This is a genomic window from Mesorhizobium sp. EU05-FHT14A09 (assembly GCF_058790995.1).
In genome coordinates this window covers 579,746-596,145 of record NZ_JBYTDF010000004.1, presented here as the reverse complement: position 1 = coordinate 596,145, position 16,400 = coordinate 579,746, and the positions used below count along the sequence as shown (strand labels likewise).

The window sequence follows — 16,400 nt, the reverse complement described above, 5'->3', positions numbered from 1 at the left end:
CCGAGCTTATTTGACCGTGTACGGCTGACAAGCGCAACAACAGTGACTATTTCGTGACGATGACCGAAGCTTCCGGACAAACGCCTGACAGCATGACAGCCGTCGCCGATGCGCGCGGACTGGAGGCGCTGGTCGCCCGTGCAGCCCGCGCCGGCAAGGGATTGCCGCCGGTGGAGCGCTGGAATCCGCCTTTCTGCGGCGACATCGACATGGAGATCCGGCAGGACGGTACCTGGTTCTATCTCGGTACGCCGATAGGCCGCATGCCGCTGGTGCAGCTGTTCTCCACCGTTCTGCGCAAGGACGATGACGGCAGGACCTATCTGGTCACGCCTGTCGAACGGGTCGGCATACGGGTGGCCGACGCTCCTTTCGTAGCGGTCGAAGTCAATATCTCCGGCTCCGGGGACGGCCAGGTCATCACTTTCCGCACCAATGTCGGCGATGTCGTCGAGGTCGGCCCATCCAATCCGCTGCGTTTCGTGGATGAGGCAGAGACCGGTGGGCTGAAACCTTATGTGCTGGTCCGTGGCCGGCTGGAGGCCCTGGTGTCACGCGCGGTGATGTATGAGCTGGTCGGGCATGGCGAAGAGATCGACGTTGGCGATGTTTCGATGTTTGCGGTGCGCTCGAACGGACAGACATATCCGATCATGCCAGCGGCGCGGCTTGCGGAGTTGAGTGCCTGATGGATCAGTCGGTTCCCGCGGTTTTTTCGGCCGCCGATTTCAGGATGCGTGCGGCGCGCGAGGAAAATTTCATCGTCCATCCGGAAGAAGACGGCGATCATCGGTTCAATCCAGGGCACCCGCGCCTGAAGCGCGGCGAGCCGTTGCGCGATGCCGCCGTGCTGATCCCAGTGGTCGACCGGGGCGCACAGGCGACGGTGCTGCTGACCAAACGCGCTGAGACGCTGCGCAGCCATACCGGCCAGGTCGCCTTTCCAGGCGGACGCATCGACAGCGGCGATCGTTCCGCCGAATTCGCGGCGTTGCGCGAAACCGACGAAGAGGTCGGACTCGGGCGCGAGTTCATCGAGGTCATCGGCCGTATGCCGGACTATGTCTCCGGCAGCGGCTACCGCATCGCGCCGGTGCTTTCGATCGTGCGGCCGGGCTTTACGCTGACCTTGAACCGCGATGAGGTCGATGCTGCCTTCGAAGTGCCTCTCTCCTTCCTTATGGATCCGGCCAACCATCGCCGCGACAGCCGTTTCTGGAACGACCTGGAATGGTTCTTCTATGAAATGCCCTATGACGGACAGCGCATCTGGGGCGTCACGGCGGGCATCATCCGAACGCTTTATGAAAGGCTGTATGCTTGATGAGCGCGGTCTCCATTGCTGACAAGGCCGATTGGCTCAAGGACAAGCATCTCAGGCGACTGCTCGAAGCTCTCTCCAGCGACGGTGAGGATGCACGCATTGCCGGCGGTGCGGTGCGCAACGCGTTGATCGGCGAGCCGGTGGCCGACATCGATGTCGCCACCACCAACTTGCCCGACGAGACGATGCGGCGCGCCAAAGCTGCCGGGTTCAAGGCGGTGCCGACCGGCATCGACCACGGCACGATCACTGTCGTGGCCGCCGGCAAGGGCTATGAGGTGACGACGCTGCGCGCCGATGTCGAGACAGACGGGCGTCATGCCAAGGTGCGGTTCGGCCGCGACTGGAAGGCGGATGCCGAGCGCCGCGACTTCACCATCAACGCCTTGTATGCCAAGGCCGACGGCACCGTGATCGATCTCGTTGGCGGCATCGCTGACATTGCGTCTCGTCAGTTGCGTTTCATCGGCGACGCCGAAAAGCGCATCCGTGAAGACTATCTGCGCATTCTGCGCTTCTTCCGTTTCTTCGCCTGGTATGGGGCTGGGCGGCCGGACGCCGATGGCCTCAAGGCTTGTGCGCGGCTGAAGGAAGGACTGGACCGGCTCTCCGCGGAACGTGTCTGGACCGAACTCAAGAAGCTGCTGTCGGCGCCTGACCCTTCGCGCGCGCTGCTGTGGATGCGCCAGGCCGGTGTGCTGACGCGCGTCCTGCCCGAAAGCGAGAAATGGGGCATCGACGCCATTCACGGGCTGGTTGCCGCCGAGCGCGATCTCGGCTGGCCCGGACAGGCGCTGCTCAGGCTGGAGGCTATCGTGCCGCCGGATGCCGCGCGCATGAAGATCCTCGCCGAGCGGCTGCGTCTTTCAACCGACGAGGGAAACCGGCTGCAGCGCTGGGCGCTCGCTCCGGTTGTCGACGCGAAAATGACGGAAGGCATGTTGGCCAAGACACTCTATCTGGGCGACCGGCAAGCCATCACCGACAGGCTGAAGCTGTCGCTTGCTTCGGCGCGAGCGCGCGTCGCGACGGACGATAAGGCGTTGACCGACGCCGGCGGCTACGCACGTTTGCTCAGCTTCTCGGAAAAGTGGGAAAAACCGGTGTTTCCGGTCAAAGGCGCTGATATTGCGGCACTCGGCGTGCCACCCGGGCCAAAATTCGGAACCCTGCTGAAAAACCTGGAAGGCGAGTGGCTCAACAAGGGCTTCCAGCCTGACCGCGGCGCGCTGCTCGAACGCGCCGCCGAAATGCTCGCAGCCGACTAGGACACGTCCCTATCAGGCCGCGTCGCGTACCTTGTCGATGCGGGACCGGATCGCTTCGATCATGGTTTCACGGATAATGGTCTCGCCATGGGTCTCGCGCATATGCTCGACGGCCCGGCGCATGACTTCGGCTTCCTCGTCTGCCCGTGTATGCCATTCGCAGCCGGGGACCAGCGAGCCGCAATGAAATTCCTTCATCGGAGTCCTCCTATCTCGTCATCTGGAACGTCCAGCATAACACGCGCCCGCCATTTTGGTTGCGTTGAAAATGGCGGGACGGGGATATTGTGATCGGAGCATTTTGTAGCCAAGTGGAAACACTTGGCGTTACAAAACCGCGGCGAAAACAAAACTTAGAGCGTTTCCGCGTTTCCGTGAAAAAACGGAAACGCTCTAATGGATCAGGGCCATTTCACCTGCGGCGGCAGACTGGACAGGATGGAATTGACGTTGCCGCCGGTCTTCAGTCCGAACAGGGTGCCGCGGTCGTAGAGCAGGTTGAATTCGGCGTAGCGGCCGCGCCGCACCAACTGCTCGTCACGGTCGCCATCGGTCCAGTTCTCGTTGAAATTGCCGCGCAGCAGATGCTGGTAGACGACCAGGAAGGCGCGGCCGACGTCCTGCACGAAGCGGAAGTCCGCTTCCCAGCCACCTTGCTCTTGCGACGAGTGGAGCCAGTCGAAGAAGATGCCGCCGATGCCTCGCGCCTCGTTGCGATGCGGCAGGAAGAAATACTCGTCGCACCAGTCCTTGAACCTGGCGTAATCAGCCACGGTGGTGTTTTTCTCGCACGCGAATTGCATGGCCCGATGAAAACGCAGTGTGTCTGGATCGTCCTGTGTGCGGCGACGGTCGAGCACCGGCGTCAGGTCGGCGCCGCCGCCGAACCAGTGCCGGGAGGTGACGACCATACGCGTGTTCATGTGCACGGCGGGCACATTCGGGTTCCATGGATGCGCGATCAGCGAGATGCCGCTGGCCCAGAAACTCGGATCTTCTTCGGCGCCCGGCATCTGCTTGCGGAATTCGGGCGAGAATTCGCCGTAGACAGTCGAGGCGTGTACGCCGACCTTCTCGAAGACGCGGCCGCGCATCATCGACATGACGCCGCCGCCGCCTCGGCCTTCGTCGCGCTGCCAGGGGGTACGCTCGAAGCGCCCGGGTGCCCACGACGACTGCGGGCCTGTCAGTTCGTCCTCAATCGCCTCGAAGGCGGTGCAGATGCGATCGCGCAACTCCTCAAACCAGGTCCGTGCGCGTTGCTTCCTGTCTTCGATGTCCGCCGGCAAGCCGACCGGTATTTCGGGTCTTTCCAACTGCCATCTCCGCTCGCGGGCATGGTTGCCCGACAAATGACTCGTCTTTTTCGGGCGCGATCCCTAATCTCTTGAGAAGTTGGGTCAAGGAGTTCTTTTGTGCGTACTCCATCAAGACCACCGCTGGATGGCCTTAAAAAGAGGCTGGATCGCGCCCGCGCCGAGGCTGTGCCACGTGACGGTTTTCTACGCGAAACCTTTGTGCTGCCACGGACCGATGCCAGGCTGAAAGCCAAGGAATGGTTCGAACGCTGGCCGAAACAGGCCTACTGGACCAGTATAGAGAGCTGGTTCGAGCGTCCGGGTGACGTGATCGAGTTCACCATCCGCAGGTTGCCGGTGGCGGATTGAGTGCCGCCGGCGCTCCAAAAAGCGATTGAAGGTTCTTCAAACCAGACAATCAGAGCGTTGAAGAGAAAAACAAAGTCGGCCTTGTCGCTTGACTTAAAGTTCACTTGAACTTCTATAACGATGACCTTTGGCAGACGAACGAAGGTTTGAGCGATGTCTGGAACAGATTGGGCTCCGTCGCAGAGTCTCGGAACACGCCGACGGCAGGAGCGGATCGAACGGAAGTTCAAAGCGGGCCGGGTCAACCGAGTTGCCGCAACGCTTCGCCTGCGACCATGGCTACCGAAAGCGCGACATTGAGGCTGCGCGCACCAGCCTGCATCGGAATGAGCAGGCGGGCATGGGAAACAGTGTGGACGGTTTCAGGTACGCCGGCCGATTCTCGCCCAAACAACACGATATCGTTCCTGTCGAAAACGAAATTGGTGTAAGGCACGGCCGCCTTGGTCGACAGAAGCACCAGTCGGCGCTGCTCGGTGCGGCGCCAGTCTTCGAAGCTCGCCCAGTCGACGTGGCGGGTCAGCGCCGCCATTTCGAGATAATCCATGCCCGCGCGCCTGAGATTGCGATCGGAAAGGTCGAAGCCGGCCGGTTCGATGATATCGACGGCAAGTCCCATGCAGGCCGCAAAACGAAGGATCGTCCCGGTATTGCCGGCGATATCCGGCTGGTAGAGCGCGATGCGCAGGCCGTGTTTCATTTCAAGGCGTTCTCAAATCCTGTCGCAGGTTCCGACCGCGAAACAACGGGACATTTTTGCGGATCCTTTTCGTTGCGTGGCAGATCGGCCACAGGCATCCCATGGTTTCGACGATTGCCGGACTGGCGTCTGGTCATTTTCTGCGAATGCGTGTATCAGGCCGGCATTGTCAACACGAGCCGACGGAGGCGTTCATGGAAATGATGACCATGCGTAATGCACGCTTTCTCGCCTGGGGCGTATGCCCGACGGCTGGCTCGGTTCGACATTTCTCCTAATTTTTTAGGCCCACTCGCACCGATTCCAGCCGGATCTTCTTTCCGGCAACCAAGGGAATCCTGCGATGTTTTCTCACTTGTCCAAGGGACCTCCGGTCCCATCCGAGACTAACCAGTCTCAACCATTTGGCACCTCCGGCTCGCATTGCGCCGGTGGCCGCAATCCATCTTTCGACCTTTTCTTTTCAATGGAGGACGGACCTATGTTCGATCCCTTTAAGATACCGGGCTCCCGCAGCCTGCACGATCGCAAACTGGCGACCTGGGCGTTGCTGGTCGGCGAGACCCGCTCATCGGCGGTCCATGCCGAAATTCGCCGCAGGCCGCATCGTGGCATGCTGCCGGACGTCGACTTTTCCCGCGCCGTGCCGGCCCCCGGCCGGCCGTCGCTGGTGCGTCGGTTCATCCGGTTGCTGCGGCCTCGCCTGGTGAAAACCGAAGCTCCTGCCACGACTTGTCAGGAGGGAGAGCGCGGCGTTGTCGATAGCGGGCATTCGGGTGCACATATCGATGGCGCCCGCCACCTCGGTCCGGCAATGCTACGAACCGAAGATAATCGCGAGACCTTGCCGCGTGCAGCCTGAGGCTGCACGCGCTCCCATTCTTTATTAGAGTACGAAACCATGTTCCGCTGGTTTGAAAAGAAACTGAATCCGTTTCCGGCCGAGGAGCCGGTTGAGCCGCCGAAAACGCTGTGGGCATTCTGCTGGTATTTCACCAAGCCCGCATGGCCGTTCGTGCTGCTGGCCACCGTGCTGATGGCGTTGATCGCCTTCCTGGAAGTCTGGATGTTCGGCTTCCTCGGCCACATCGTCGACTGGCTGTCCGCACAGAACCGGGAAACCTTCCTGCAGACCGAATGGTGGAAGCTGGCGGGAATGGCGCTGGTGATTGCGATCCTGCTGCCGGCAGCGGTCACGCTTTCATCGTTCAACACCTATCAGACGCTGTTCGGCAACTATCCGATGCGCATTCGCTGGCAGGTGCATCGCTACCTGCTCAAGCAGTCGATGGCCTTCTATCAGGACGAGTTCGCCGGACGCATTGCCACCAAGCTGATGCAGACGGCGCTTGCGGTACGCGAGACGGTGCTGAAATTCGCCGAGGTGCTGAACTATGTCGTGGTCTATTTCCTCGGCATGCTCTTCATCGTCGGCTCGGCCGATTGGCGTCTCGCTGCCCCGATAGTGGTCTGGCTCGGCGGTTATCTTGTCGCCCTGCGTTATTTCGTTCCGCGCCTCGGCAAGGTCTCGGAGGCGCAGGCCGACGCTCGGTCGGTGATGACCGGCCGCATCGTCGATAGCTACACCAACATCCAGACGGTGAAGCTGTTCTCGCATGGGCGGCGCGAATCCGACTTCGCTCGCGAAGGCATGACCGAGTTCCTCGATACTGCCTATGCGCAGGGACGGCTGATCAGCAAGTTTTACATCGTTGTGTATCTGCTGAACTCGGCGCTGCTGCTCGCCATCGGTGGGTTGGCGATCGGCTTCTGGTTGCATGAGATCGTGACGGTTGGTGCTGTCGCGGTGGTCGTCGGCCTTGTCCTGCGCCTCTACGGCATGTCGCAATGGATCATGTGGGAAGTGTCGGGGCTGTTCGAGAACATCGGCACGGTGCAGGATGGTATCAGCTCGATTTCGATGCCACGCCTCGTCGAAGACAAGCCAGGTGCTGGCGATCTCGATGTGCGCAAGGGTGAGATCCGTTTCGACGACATCCGCTTTCACTATGGCAAGCAGAAGGGTGTCATCGAGAACCTTTCGCTGACGGTAAAGCCAGGCGAAAAGGTGGGCATCGTCGGCCGTTCGGGCGCCGGCAAGTCGACATTGGTCAACCTGTTGCTGCGTTTCTACGACCTGGAAGGCGGCCGCATCCTGATCGACGGCGACAATATCGCCGACGTTACGCAGGATTCGCTGCGCGCGCATATCGGCATGGTTACACAGGACACCTCGCTGCTGCATCGTTCGGTGCGCGACAACATCCTGTATGGCCGTCCCGATGCCGGCGAAGAGGCGATGCTCGAAGCGGCACGGCGTGCCGAAGCGCTTGGCTTCGTTGGCGGTCTGTCCGACGCGAAGGGGCGCAAGGGCTTCGATGCGCATGTCGGCGAACGCGGGGTGAAGCTGTCCGGCGGTCAGCGCCAGCGTATCGCGATTGCCCGTGTCATGCTGAAGGACGCGCCGATCCTCATCCTGGACGAGGCGACTTCCGCACTCGATTCAGAGGTCGAGGCGGCGATCCAGGAGAACCTGTACAAGCTGATGCAGGGCAAGACCGTGATCGCCATCGCGCACCGTCTGTCGACGATTGCAGCGATGGACCGGCTGGTGGTGATGGACCAGGGCCGCATCATCGAGGAAGGCTCGCATGACGAACTGGTCGCCAAAGGCGGGCTCTATGCCCAGCTGTGGCAGCGCCAGTCGGGCGGCTTCCTGCTCCACGACGATCCCGGGCACGAGCCGGCTGCCAAGATGAAACTCGAGGTGACCGAAGAGGCAGCTGAATAGGTTTCGCCTTGTACCATCCGCTCCGGCTGGAGCGGATGGTACCTCCTGGGCCGTCGGAATGAGAATGCTGGGCGAGGTCCGGCTCGAAAAAGAATCTATGACGAATCGATCGGGTCCGGCCGCCGGACCTAGAGCAATTCCAGGAAAAGTGTGTAACGGTTTTCCGTCCGGAATTAAGAAAAAACAAAGAGTTAGAGCGTTTCCGCGTTTCCGTTAAAAACGGAACGCTCTAGGGTCCTCAGGGGCCGCACCCGCATGAGTGAAGAAGATGTTTGCTAAAGTCTTCGCCTGGTTTGAGACCCGCTATTCCCCTGTCGCGCTGGCGCAAGATCGCCAGCCGCCGATGGGGCTTTGGAATTTCTTCCGTTATTTCATCATGCAATTCCGCACTGGCTTTGCCATGCGGATGCTGTTCGTCGCAGCCGGTGCCATCGTGGATGCGATGTTGCCGATCTTCGTCGGCGTCATCGTTGGCATGCTTGCGAGTTCCGATCCACGCGGTTTCTTCACGGAGCATGGAACAACGCTGCTCGTCATGGCCGGCGTAGTGTTCCTGCGGCCGCTGACCATTGTGCTCGATGCGCTGGTGCGCAACCACTCGATCGCCGCGAACTTCATCGATCTCATCCGTTGGCAGAGCCATTGGCATGTGACGCGGCAGGACTGGACGTTTTTCCAGAACGATTTTGCCGGCCGCATCGGCACCAAGGTCATGCAGAGCGGCGATTCCATCGAGATCGCGGTCAACCTGACCATCGATACAGTCTGGTATGCGGTAGTGTTCGTCGTCGTAGCCATCACCGTGCTGGCACGCTTCGACATCACGCTGGTCGGCGCAATCGCTGTGTGGCTGGTGCTGTATGGTCTGCTGCTCAGATACTGTATGCCGCTGATCGCGCGGCGTTCGACGGATCTTTCCGAGGAATGGTCGGTGATGAGTGGCCGGATCGTCGACAGCTACACCAACATCCTGACGTTGAAGACGTTTTCGACCGGCGAACACGAAGACAGGTACGTCTCGCAGGCCGTCGTTCGGCACGCTCAGACTTTTTACCGCCTGATGCGCGTTTTCACTGGCATGTGGTCGGCCTTGTTCTTCATGAATGCCAGCTTGCTGGTCGCGATCAGCTGGCTGTCGCTGGCGCGCTGGAGCGGCGGTGGAATGAGCGCCGCGGCTGTGGCCACGGCCATCCCCTTTGCGCTGCAGATCGCGGGCATCTCCTATCGGATCCTGGATGCCGGCGGAAACATCTTCCGGCAGATCGGCACGGCAGCCAATTCGATGACCACGATCGCCAGGCCAATCAGGATGCTCGACAAGCCCGGCGCCGAGACGCTGCGGGTGACGAAGGGCGCGATCGAGCTCGACCGCGTCAACTTCAACTATGGACGCAAGGACGGAAAAGGCGGTCTTATCGAAAACCTTTCGCTGAAGATCGCGCCGGGCGAACGGGTCGGGATCATCGGACGGTCGGGCGCGGGCAAATCGACATTGGTGAACCTGCTGCTACGCCTCTACGATGTTCAGGACGGTCGCGTCCTGATCGACGGGCAGGACGTGCGCGACGTGACGCAGGAGAGCGTACGCGCCGCGATCGGGTTCGTCAGCCAGGACACATCGCTGTTGCATCGCTCTGTGCGCGAGAACCTGAAGTATGGGCGCCAGGACGCCATGGATGCCGACATCTCGCGGGTGGTGGAAGCAGCCCAGGTGGCTGATGTCGTCGCAGGTCTTGTGGACCGTGAGGGGCGGATCGGCTTCGATGCCCATGTCGGCGAACGTGGCGTCAAGCTCTCGGGCGGACAGCGTCAGCGCGTTGCGATCGCGCGGGTGATGTTGAAGGACGCGCCGATCCTTATCCTTGACGAGGCGACCTCCGCGCTCGATTCGGAGGTCGAGGCGGCTATCCAGGAGAACCTCTATCGCCTGATGGAGGGCAAGACAGTGATCGCTATCGCCCACCGCCTGTCGACCATCGCGGCGATGGATCGGCTGGTGGTGATGGACCATGGCCGCATCATCGAAGAAGGTTCGCATGACGAACTGGTTACCCGCGGCGGGCTCTATGCCCAGCTCTGGAAACGACAGTCGGGCGGCTTCCAATTGCACGATGATCTCGGACCTGCGGACGGCATGCAGCCGGAGGAGGTCGCGGAGGCAGTGGAGCGATGACATCGACGGCGGGCTTGCGTATGTGGCCGGCGAAGGCTCACCGCCATCTTTGCCAAGAGGTGAATCGGAACAAAAGGATGGGCATGGCAATTGATGCCTTGATTCAAGTTTTTGATGTCAACAGTGAGGATGCTGATACGTGAACAGCGGAGGTTTCCGTGACCGCATCTGGCGCTCGGTCGAGGGGGCCATCGATCCGTTCAGCGACACCGATCGGGAAGTGCTCCCGGCTGACGCCTGGCGGTTCATTCTCTATTTCGCCAATCAGGCCAAGGGTGCCTTCGTTCTGTTGCTGATAACAGGAGGGCTGGCTGGTGCCGTGGACGCGGCTATGTACTGGTCGGTCGGCTGGCTGATCGATCTGCTCGACAAGTCTTCACCCGCAAGGCTGCTTGCCGACCACTGGCCGGCGCTGACCGGATTGCTGCTGCTGATCCTGGTCGTGCGCGCCCTCATCATGATCGCTTCGGCGGTGGTCGAACAGCAGGTGGTGGTGCCCGGTTTCTACTCGATGGTGCGCTGGCAGGCCTTCCGGCGAGTCATCCAGCAGCCTTATGGTTTCTACCAGAACGATTTCGCCGGCCGCATTGCCACCAAGATCATGCAGGGCGGCGAAGCCGTCGGCGACTTCATCATCAATGTCCTGCAGACGATGTGGTCGTTCCTGACGTTCCTGATCCTGGCGATCACCATCCTGATATCGCTGGATCCGCTGATGGGCGTGGTCGTGGCTTTGTGGTTCGCGGGCTACGCCGGCATCGTCTGGTTCCTGCTGCCGGAGATGCGGCGTGCCGGCCGTGAGACCGCCGACCAGCGCTCGGTCTTCAACGGGCGGCTGGTCGATGCCTTCACCAACATCGTGGCGGTCAAGCTTTTCGACAGCGGCAAGCGCGAGCATGCCTATATCCGCGACGGCCTGGAAGGTTTCCTGACAGCGGTGGTGCGGTTGACACGGGCGATCACCACCGTGCGTTCTTCGGTCGCCATCCTCAACGGCATCATGATGAGCCTGATCGCCATCATCGCCGTCATGAACTGGACATCAGGCCACATCTCGACCGGAGCGATCGCTGCTGCGCTCGGCCTCGTCTTCCGGCTCAACCAGATGTCCGGCTGGATGATGTTCAACATCAACGGACTGGTGCGCAACTACGCCACGGTGCAGGACGCAACGCGCACCATCTCGGTGATACCTGCGATCCGAGATGCCAAGGACGCCGTGATGCTGCCGCGTGCCAGCGGCGATATCCGCTTCGAAAACGTCTCATTCCACTATGGCAAGGAAGGCGGCGTCATCGATAACCTGAACCTGCATATCCGGCCTGGCGAACGTGTTGCGATCGTCGGCCCCTCGGGGGCGGGCAAGACGACAATCGTCAACCTGATGCTGCGGCTGTTCGACGTCGAAAAAGGCCGGATACTGATCGATGGCCGCGATATCCGCGAGCTGACCCAGGCTTCACTGCGGGCGCAGTTCGGCGTGGTCAGCCAGGAAGCGATGCTGATGCATCGTTCGATCCGCGACAATATCGGCTACGGTCGCGAGGGGGCTTCCGAGGCGGAGATCGTCGAGGCGGCAAGGCGGGCAGCCGCCCACGACTTCATCGTCGATGTCGAAGATCCGCGCGGCCGTAAAGGTTACGAGGCACAGGTCGGCGAACGCGGCGTCAAGCTTTCCGGTGGTCAGCGCCAGCGCGTGGCGATTGCCCGCATGATGTTGAAGGACGCGCCGATCCTTATCCTCGACGAAGCAACCTCTGCACTCGACTCGGAGGTCGAGGCGGCCATCCAGGACAATCTCTACCAGTTGATGGAGGGCAAGACCGTGATCGCGATCGCGCACCGGCTGTCCACGATCGCGGCGCTCGACCGGCTTGTCGTGATGGACAAGGGCCGAATCGTCGAGGAAGGGACGCATGAGGAACTGATTGCCACCGACGGCCTCTATGCACGGTTGTGGAAACGGCAGTCCGGCGGTTTCCTGTTCAGCGGCGACGACTCACTGGATACCGCGAGCGCGGCGGAGTGAGCTCTGAAGGAGCCGGGCGGATAGCAGCATGAGACGCGAAAGGGAGAATTATGACGCTTAGGCCTCCTTCGGGCTACTCAGGTTTCTCCAGCGGCTCGCTCGCCGAGGCGATGTTCGATGCGCTGGGGCACGAGGTGCTGGCGGAGAAGGCTGCCGCACTCGGCCGGGCGGGCGAACGCGCCGAAAAGGCGCTGTTGCGACTCAAAACCTACGCAGGCGACGAAGCGGGCAGGGCGAAGGTGCTCAAGGAGACGGCCAACCTCGTCTATGCCTGGTTCATCCAGCGTGAATTGTGCGGTTTTCGCCGCCATGATGCGGTGATCCGTGACCTGCAGATACCGCGCGAAGTGCTTGTCAGGCTGGGAGCGTCATAACCAGCGTGATGTCTCAATCGCCGGCGTGACCCATTCGGGTCGCTTGGCTTCGCGCCATCAGGCGCGGCGCGCGGTCACATGCTCAAACGGTCACCAAAGTGGCCGTTTGTGTAGCATCATTTTCCGGCGCGGCATTTGTCCCCGCGACAATCTGCCCTGTAGTCTTCACCCGACTGGACAAAAACGGGCTGCACGCATAAACCGAAATCCAAATGCCGGAGGAATTCGCTAGCCTGTTGCCATGCGCTGTCGGGCCGGTGCGAATTGAGCGGGGATGCTCAAGCGGGACAGGGGCTCGCCTTTCGGTACGGAAGAGGCGAAAGGACCAGGCACCGTGAGCGCAACCGACGAAACCCACGATCCCAATCGCCGTGATTTTCTATACATAGCCACCGGCATGGCCGGCGTGGTTGGCGCGGCTTCTGTCGCATGGCCGTTCATCGACCAGATGCAGCCCGACGCCTCGACGCGCGCGCTGGCCTCGGTCGAGGTGGACGTGTCCTCGCTGACGCCTGGTATGTCGCTGACGGTGAAGTGGCGCGGCAAGCCGGTCTTCATCCGCAACCGCACGCCGGAAGAGGTGAAGGCCGCGCAGGAGGTCAAGCTCGAAGAGCTGAAGGACCCGCTGGCGCGCAACGCCAATCTGGCATCGGACGCACAGGCGACCGACACCGACCGCTCTGCCGGCACGGGCAAGGAAAACTGGCTGGTGATGGTGGGCGTGTGCACCCATCTCGGCTGTATCCCGCTCGGCCAGCAGGGTGAATATGGCGGCTGGTTCTGCCCGTGCCACGGCTCGGTCTACGATACCGCCGGCCGCATCCGCAAAGGCCCGGCGCCGGAGAACATGGCCGTGCCGGTCTTTTCATTTATCTCCGATACCAAGATCCGCGTCGGCTGAGGCAGGGGGACATTTCCATGAGCGAGGGACACTCGACCTATACGCCGAAGACCGGCCTTGGACGCTGGTTCGATGCGCGCTTGCCGCTGCCGCGGCTTGTCTATGATTCCTTCATCGCCTATCCGGTGCCGCGCAACCTGAACTACATGTGGACGTTCGGCGGCATCCTTTCGATCATGCTGGTGTCGCAGATCATCACCGGCATCGTGCTGGCGATGCACTACACGTCCGACACGACGCTGGCCTTCGGCTCGGTCGAGAAGATCATGCGCGACGTCAACCAGGGTTGGCTGCTGCGCTACATGCACTCCAACGGCGCATCGTTCTTCTTTGTTGCTGTCTACCTGCACATCTTCCGCGGTCTCTACTACGGCTCCTACAAGGCGCCGCGCGAGCTGCTGTGGATCCTGGGCTGCATCATCTACTTGCTGATGATGGCAACAGGCTTCATGGGTTACGTGCTGCCGTGGGGCCAGATGTCCTTCTGGGGCGCCACCGTCATCACCGGCTTCTTCACCGCGATTCCGGTGGTGGGCAACTGGATCCAGGAACTGCTGCTCGGTGGCTTCGCCGTCGACAACCCGACGCTGAACCGCTTCTTTGCGCTGCATTACCTGCTGCCGTTCATGATCGCCGGCGTCGTGGTGCTGCACATCTGGGCGCTGCACGTCACCGGCCAGAACAATCCGACCGGCATCGAAGTGAAATCGAAGACCGATACCGTGGCCTTCACCCCCTATGCGACCATCAAGGACGCGCTGGGCATGGTGGTGTTTCTGCTGTTCTTCGCCTACTTCATCTTCTACATGCCGAACTATCTCGGCCATCCGGACAACTACATCGTTGCCGACCCGCTGAAGACCCCGGCCCACATCGTTCCGGAATGGTACTTCCTGCCGTTCTACGCGATCCTGCGCGCCATCACCTTCAATATCGGGCCGATCAACTCGAAGCTCGGCGGCGTCATCGCCATGTTCGGCGCGATCGCGATGCTGTTCATCGTGCCATGGCTCGATACCTCGAAGGTGCGTTCGGCTGTCTATCGTCCGTGGTACAAGCTGTTCTTCTGGCTCTTCGCGATCAACGCCATCCTGCTCGGCTGGCTTGGCTCGCGCCCGGCGGAAGGTTCCTACGTGCTGATGGCGCAGCTGGCGACGCTGTTCTACTTCGCCTTCTTCCTGATCATCCTGCCGGTGCTCGGCCTGATCGAGACGCCGCGTCGCCTGCCCAATTCCATCACCGAAGCCGTGCTGGAAAAGAACAAGGGTGGCAGCGGGCATCCGGCCGGGGCGACCGCTTCGCCGGAAACCAAGGGCTGAGCGAGAAGAGAATCCAGGGGATAATGGTATGAAGAAGATTCTCATTTCGCTGGCTGCGGTCTCGGCGCTGTTCATCGGCGCGACCGCTTATGCCGAGGAAGCCGGGAAGGCAGGCGAGGCTTCGCACGAAGCCAACCCGACCCATTTCCCGATCCACAAGCCTAAGGAGATGAGCTGGTCGTTCGCCGGCCCGTTCGGTACCTACGACAAGGCGCAGTTGCAGCGTGGCCTCAAGGTCTACAAGGAAGTTTGCTCGGCCTGCCATTCGATGAAGCTGGTGGCTTTCCGCACGCTCTCGGACCTTGGCTACTCTGAAGCGCAGGTGAAAGCTTTCGCAGCCGGCTATACCGTCCAGGACGGTCCGAACGACGCCGGCGAGATGTTCGAGCGCCCTGGAATCGCATCGGACCATTTCCCGTCGCCATATCCGAACGATCAGGCTGCTGCGGCTGCCAACGGTGGCGCGGTGCCGCCGGATATGTCGCTGCTTGCCAAAGCACGCGGCATTGAGCGCGGTTTCCCGCAGTTCATCATCGATATCTTCACGCAGTACGCAGAGAGCGGCCCGGACTACATTCATGCGTTGCTCAACGGCTATGACGAGCAGCCGCCGGCCGGCATGAACGTTCCGGAAGGCACGCACTACAATCCGTATTTCAATGCGGGCTTGTCGCTGAAGATGCCGAAGCCGATTTCGGCGGACCAGGTCACTTATGACGATGGCACGCCGCAGACGGTCGAGCAGTATTCGGAAGACGTTACCGCTTTCCTGATGTGGACCGCCGAGCCGCATCTGGAGGATCGTAAGAAGACCGGTTTCCGCGTCATCATCTTCCTGCTGCTGTTCGCGGTGCTGATGTATCTGACCAAGCGCAAGGTCTGGTCGAACATCGCTCACTGACATTTGGGATATTCTGTTAAAAAGGGTCGGCCTGTTCATTCGGGCCGACCCTTTTGTATGCCAATGGCGTCATATGGCTGTCACGGCATCGGCGGAAGCTCCACCATCCCACTGCCACAGGATGGTCTTTCATGCGCAAAACCAGCTTCCTCGCCGGCGTCTTTCTTCTTGTCCTGACCGCCTCCGGTCAAGCGGAAGACGCCAAGCCCTTCATCACAAATGCCGATGTCGACCTGACTGCAATCCTGCCGCCTCCGCCGGCCAATGATTCCGCCAAGACCAAGGAGGAACTGGCCGAAGTGCTGACGCTGCAACTCACGCGCACGCCGGAAATGGAGGTGCGGGCCAAGGCTGACGCCGAAGAGAATGTCTGGCGTTTTGCGGACGTCATGGGCCCGAAGTTCACCAAGGAAGCGTTGCCGAAGTTCAATGCGTTTTTCGAACGGGTGGTGGCCACCGAAGGCGCTGTCGTCGACCCTGCCAAGGACGTCTGGAAGCGTCCCCGGCCACACATGCTGAGCGATCTGGTCAAGCCGATCGTCAAGCCGTCCACCTCGGGCTCCTGGCCGTCAGGCCACACGACCCTGGGCACGATGATGGGTATCGTCCTGTCCGATATGGTGCCTGAGAAGCGTGCCGAGATCATGGCGCGGGCATGGGAGTATGGTCACAATCGGGTCGTCGCCGGGATCCACTATCCTTCCGATATCGAGATGGGGCGGATTTCTGGGGCGGTGATTGCTTCCAACCTGCAACACAACGCTGAATTCGAGACCGAATATGCTGCGGCGAAGGCCGAACTGCGCTCGGACCTGGGTATGTAGCCGGCGGTCCTGGGCCGGCGCTGCTAAAATCGAAGAGGGGTGCCCGGGTGGTGCCCCTTTTGGCTTTTCTGGATAAGTCGCCTGCCTGATAGACACCCATACGCGCGCATGTTTACGGTGGCGAGCGGG

16 protein-coding genes are annotated in these 16,400 nt (G+C 61.1%); 13 read left to right on the top strand and 3 right to left on the bottom strand.

Features of this window, described 5'->3' with window-relative positions; all coding sequences use genetic code 11:
• Positions 1 to 59: 59 nt before the first annotated feature.
• The 3 genes from AC3WTO_RS17895 to AC3WTO_RS17885 are packed head-to-tail and all read left to right on the top strand — an operon-like array spanning position 60 to position 2,592.
• A complete protein-coding gene (locus AC3WTO_RS17895) occupies positions 60 to 689 on the top strand; it encodes a DUF1285 domain-containing protein (RefSeq protein ID WP_492462123.1) in 630 nt (209 codons plus the stop codon).
• On the top strand, positions 689 to 1,324 hold the full coding sequence (locus AC3WTO_RS17890) for a CoA pyrophosphatase (RefSeq protein ID WP_492462086.1): 636 nt from the start codon (positions 689 to 691) through the stop codon (positions 1,322 to 1,324). The genes AC3WTO_RS17895 and AC3WTO_RS17890 overlap by 1 nt, the downstream gene beginning before the upstream one ends.
• Positions 1,324 to 2,592 (top strand): CCA tRNA nucleotidyltransferase, encoded by a 1,269-nt coding sequence (locus AC3WTO_RS17885; protein ID WP_492462085.1) that lies wholly within the window; start codon positions 1,324 to 1,326, stop codon positions 2,590 to 2,592. Before AC3WTO_RS17890 ends, AC3WTO_RS17885 begins: the two co-directional genes overlap by 1 nt.
• A 12-nt stretch (positions 2,593 to 2,604) precedes the next feature.
• Here the strand turns inward: AC3WTO_RS17885 and AC3WTO_RS17880 are convergent, their stop codons facing one another.
• Positions 2,605 to 2,790 carry a DUF1059 domain-containing protein gene (locus AC3WTO_RS17880; RefSeq protein WP_129413804.1) on the bottom strand — a complete coding sequence of 62 codons (186 nt, stop codon included), beginning with the start codon at positions 2,788 to 2,790 and terminating at the stop codon, positions 2,605 to 2,607.
• Between the two features lie 203 nt (positions 2,791 to 2,993).
• Positions 2,994 to 3,908, bottom strand: coding sequence for an oxygen-dependent coproporphyrinogen oxidase (gene hemF / locus AC3WTO_RS17875; protein ID WP_492462084.1), 915 nt, complete (start codon positions 3,906 to 3,908; stop codon positions 2,994 to 2,996).
• Positions 3,909 to 4,007: 99 nt separating this feature from the next.
• Here hemF and AC3WTO_RS17870 point away from each other — a divergent pair, with 99 nt between their 5' ends.
• Complete coding sequence (locus tag AC3WTO_RS17870) at positions 4,008 to 4,259, top strand: hypothetical protein (RefSeq protein WP_492462083.1); 252 nt, start codon at positions 4,008 to 4,010, stop codon at positions 4,257 to 4,259.
• A gap of 241 nt (positions 4,260 to 4,500) precedes the next feature.
• Here AC3WTO_RS17870 and AC3WTO_RS17865 read toward each other — a convergent pair whose 3' ends face one another.
• Positions 4,501 to 4,959 carry a tRNA (cytidine(34)-2'-O)-methyltransferase gene (locus tag AC3WTO_RS17865; protein WP_492462082.1) on the bottom strand — a complete coding sequence of 153 codons (459 nt, stop codon included), beginning with the start codon at positions 4,957 to 4,959 and terminating at the stop codon, positions 4,501 to 4,503.
• 481 nt (positions 4,960 to 5,440) lie between these two features.
• Here AC3WTO_RS17865 and AC3WTO_RS17860 point away from each other — a divergent pair, with 481 nt between their 5' ends.
• From AC3WTO_RS17860 to AC3WTO_RS17820, 9 genes are all read left to right on the top strand, one after another.
• On the top strand, positions 5,441 to 5,821 hold the full coding sequence (locus AC3WTO_RS17860; protein ID WP_492558424.1) for a hypothetical protein: 381 nt from the start codon (positions 5,441 to 5,443) through the stop codon (positions 5,819 to 5,821).
• A 39-nt stretch (positions 5,822 to 5,860) separates the two neighbouring features.
• Positions 5,861 to 7,750, top strand: a complete 1,890-nt coding sequence (locus AC3WTO_RS17855) for an ABC transporter ATP-binding protein (protein ID WP_492462081.1) — start codon at positions 5,861 to 5,863, stop codon at positions 7,748 to 7,750.
• A gap of 268 nt (positions 7,751 to 8,018) precedes the next feature.
• Positions 8,019 to 9,923, top strand: a complete 1,905-nt coding sequence (locus AC3WTO_RS17850) for an ABC transporter ATP-binding protein (RefSeq protein ID WP_492462080.1) — start codon at positions 8,019 to 8,021, stop codon at positions 9,921 to 9,923.
• 139 nt (positions 9,924 to 10,062) lie between these two features.
• Positions 10,063 to 11,952, top strand: coding sequence for an ABC transporter ATP-binding protein (locus tag AC3WTO_RS17845; RefSeq protein WP_492462079.1), 1,890 nt, complete (start codon positions 10,063 to 10,065; stop codon positions 11,950 to 11,952).
• Between the two features lie 50 nt (positions 11,953 to 12,002).
• Positions 12,003 to 12,326, top strand: coding sequence for a DUF6665 family protein (locus AC3WTO_RS17840; RefSeq protein ID WP_492462078.1), 324 nt, complete (start codon positions 12,003 to 12,005; stop codon positions 12,324 to 12,326).
• Between the two features lie 334 nt (positions 12,327 to 12,660).
• Positions 12,661 to 13,227, top strand: a complete 567-nt coding sequence (petA, locus tag AC3WTO_RS17835) for a ubiquinol-cytochrome c reductase iron-sulfur subunit (RefSeq protein WP_492462077.1) — start codon at positions 12,661 to 12,663, stop codon at positions 13,225 to 13,227.
• Between the two features lie 17 nt (positions 13,228 to 13,244).
• Entirely contained in the window at positions 13,245 to 14,546 is a 1,302-nt protein-coding gene (locus AC3WTO_RS17830; protein WP_492462076.1) for a cytochrome b, read from the top strand.
• A 28-nt stretch (positions 14,547 to 14,574) separates the two neighbouring features.
• On the top strand, positions 14,575 to 15,447 hold the full coding sequence (locus tag AC3WTO_RS17825; RefSeq protein WP_492462075.1) for a cytochrome c1: 873 nt from the start codon (positions 14,575 to 14,577) through the stop codon (positions 15,445 to 15,447).
• A 131-nt stretch (positions 15,448 to 15,578) separates the two neighbouring features.
• On the top strand, positions 15,579 to 16,271 hold the full coding sequence (locus tag AC3WTO_RS17820) for an acid phosphatase (protein WP_492462074.1): 693 nt from the start codon (positions 15,579 to 15,581) through the stop codon (positions 16,269 to 16,271).
• Positions 16,272 to 16,400: the final 129 nt, after the last annotated feature.

Excerpts from the sequence above, each read along its gene's own strand:
- AC3WTO_RS17895 (WP_492462123.1), top strand. The coding sequence starts at position 60 with ATGACCGAAGCTTCCGGACAAACGCCTGACAGCATGACAGCCGTCGCC.
- AC3WTO_RS17890 (WP_492462086.1), top strand. The coding sequence starts at position 689 with ATGGATCAGTCGGTTCCCGCGGTTTTTTCGGCCGCCGATTTCAGGATG.
- AC3WTO_RS17885 (WP_492462085.1), top strand. The coding sequence starts at position 1,324 with ATGAGCGCGGTCTCCATTGCTGACAAGGCCGATTGGCTCAAGGACAAG.
- AC3WTO_RS17880 (WP_129413804.1), bottom strand. The coding sequence starts at position 2,790 with ATGAAGGAATTTCATTGCGGCTCGCTGGTCCCCGGCTGCGAATGGCAT.
- AC3WTO_RS17865 (WP_492462082.1), bottom strand. The coding sequence starts at position 4,959 with ATGAAACACGGCCTGCGCATCGCGCTCTACCAGCCGGATATCGCCGGC.
- AC3WTO_RS17860 (WP_492558424.1), top strand. The coding sequence starts at position 5,441 with ATGTTCGATCCCTTTAAGATACCGGGCTCCCGCAGCCTGCACGATCGC.
- AC3WTO_RS17855 (WP_492462081.1), top strand. The coding sequence starts at position 5,861 with ATGTTCCGCTGGTTTGAAAAGAAACTGAATCCGTTTCCGGCCGAGGAG.
- AC3WTO_RS17850 (WP_492462080.1), top strand. The coding sequence starts at position 8,019 with ATGTTTGCTAAAGTCTTCGCCTGGTTTGAGACCCGCTATTCCCCTGTC.
- AC3WTO_RS17840 (WP_492462078.1), top strand. The coding sequence starts at position 12,003 with ATGACGCTTAGGCCTCCTTCGGGCTACTCAGGTTTCTCCAGCGGCTCG.
- AC3WTO_RS17830 (WP_492462076.1), top strand. The coding sequence starts at position 13,245 with ATGAGCGAGGGACACTCGACCTATACGCCGAAGACCGGCCTTGGACGC.
- AC3WTO_RS17825 (WP_492462075.1), top strand. The coding sequence starts at position 14,575 with ATGAAGAAGATTCTCATTTCGCTGGCTGCGGTCTCGGCGCTGTTCATC.
- AC3WTO_RS17820 (WP_492462074.1), top strand. The coding sequence starts at position 15,579 with ATGCGCAAAACCAGCTTCCTCGCCGGCGTCTTTCTTCTTGTCCTGACC.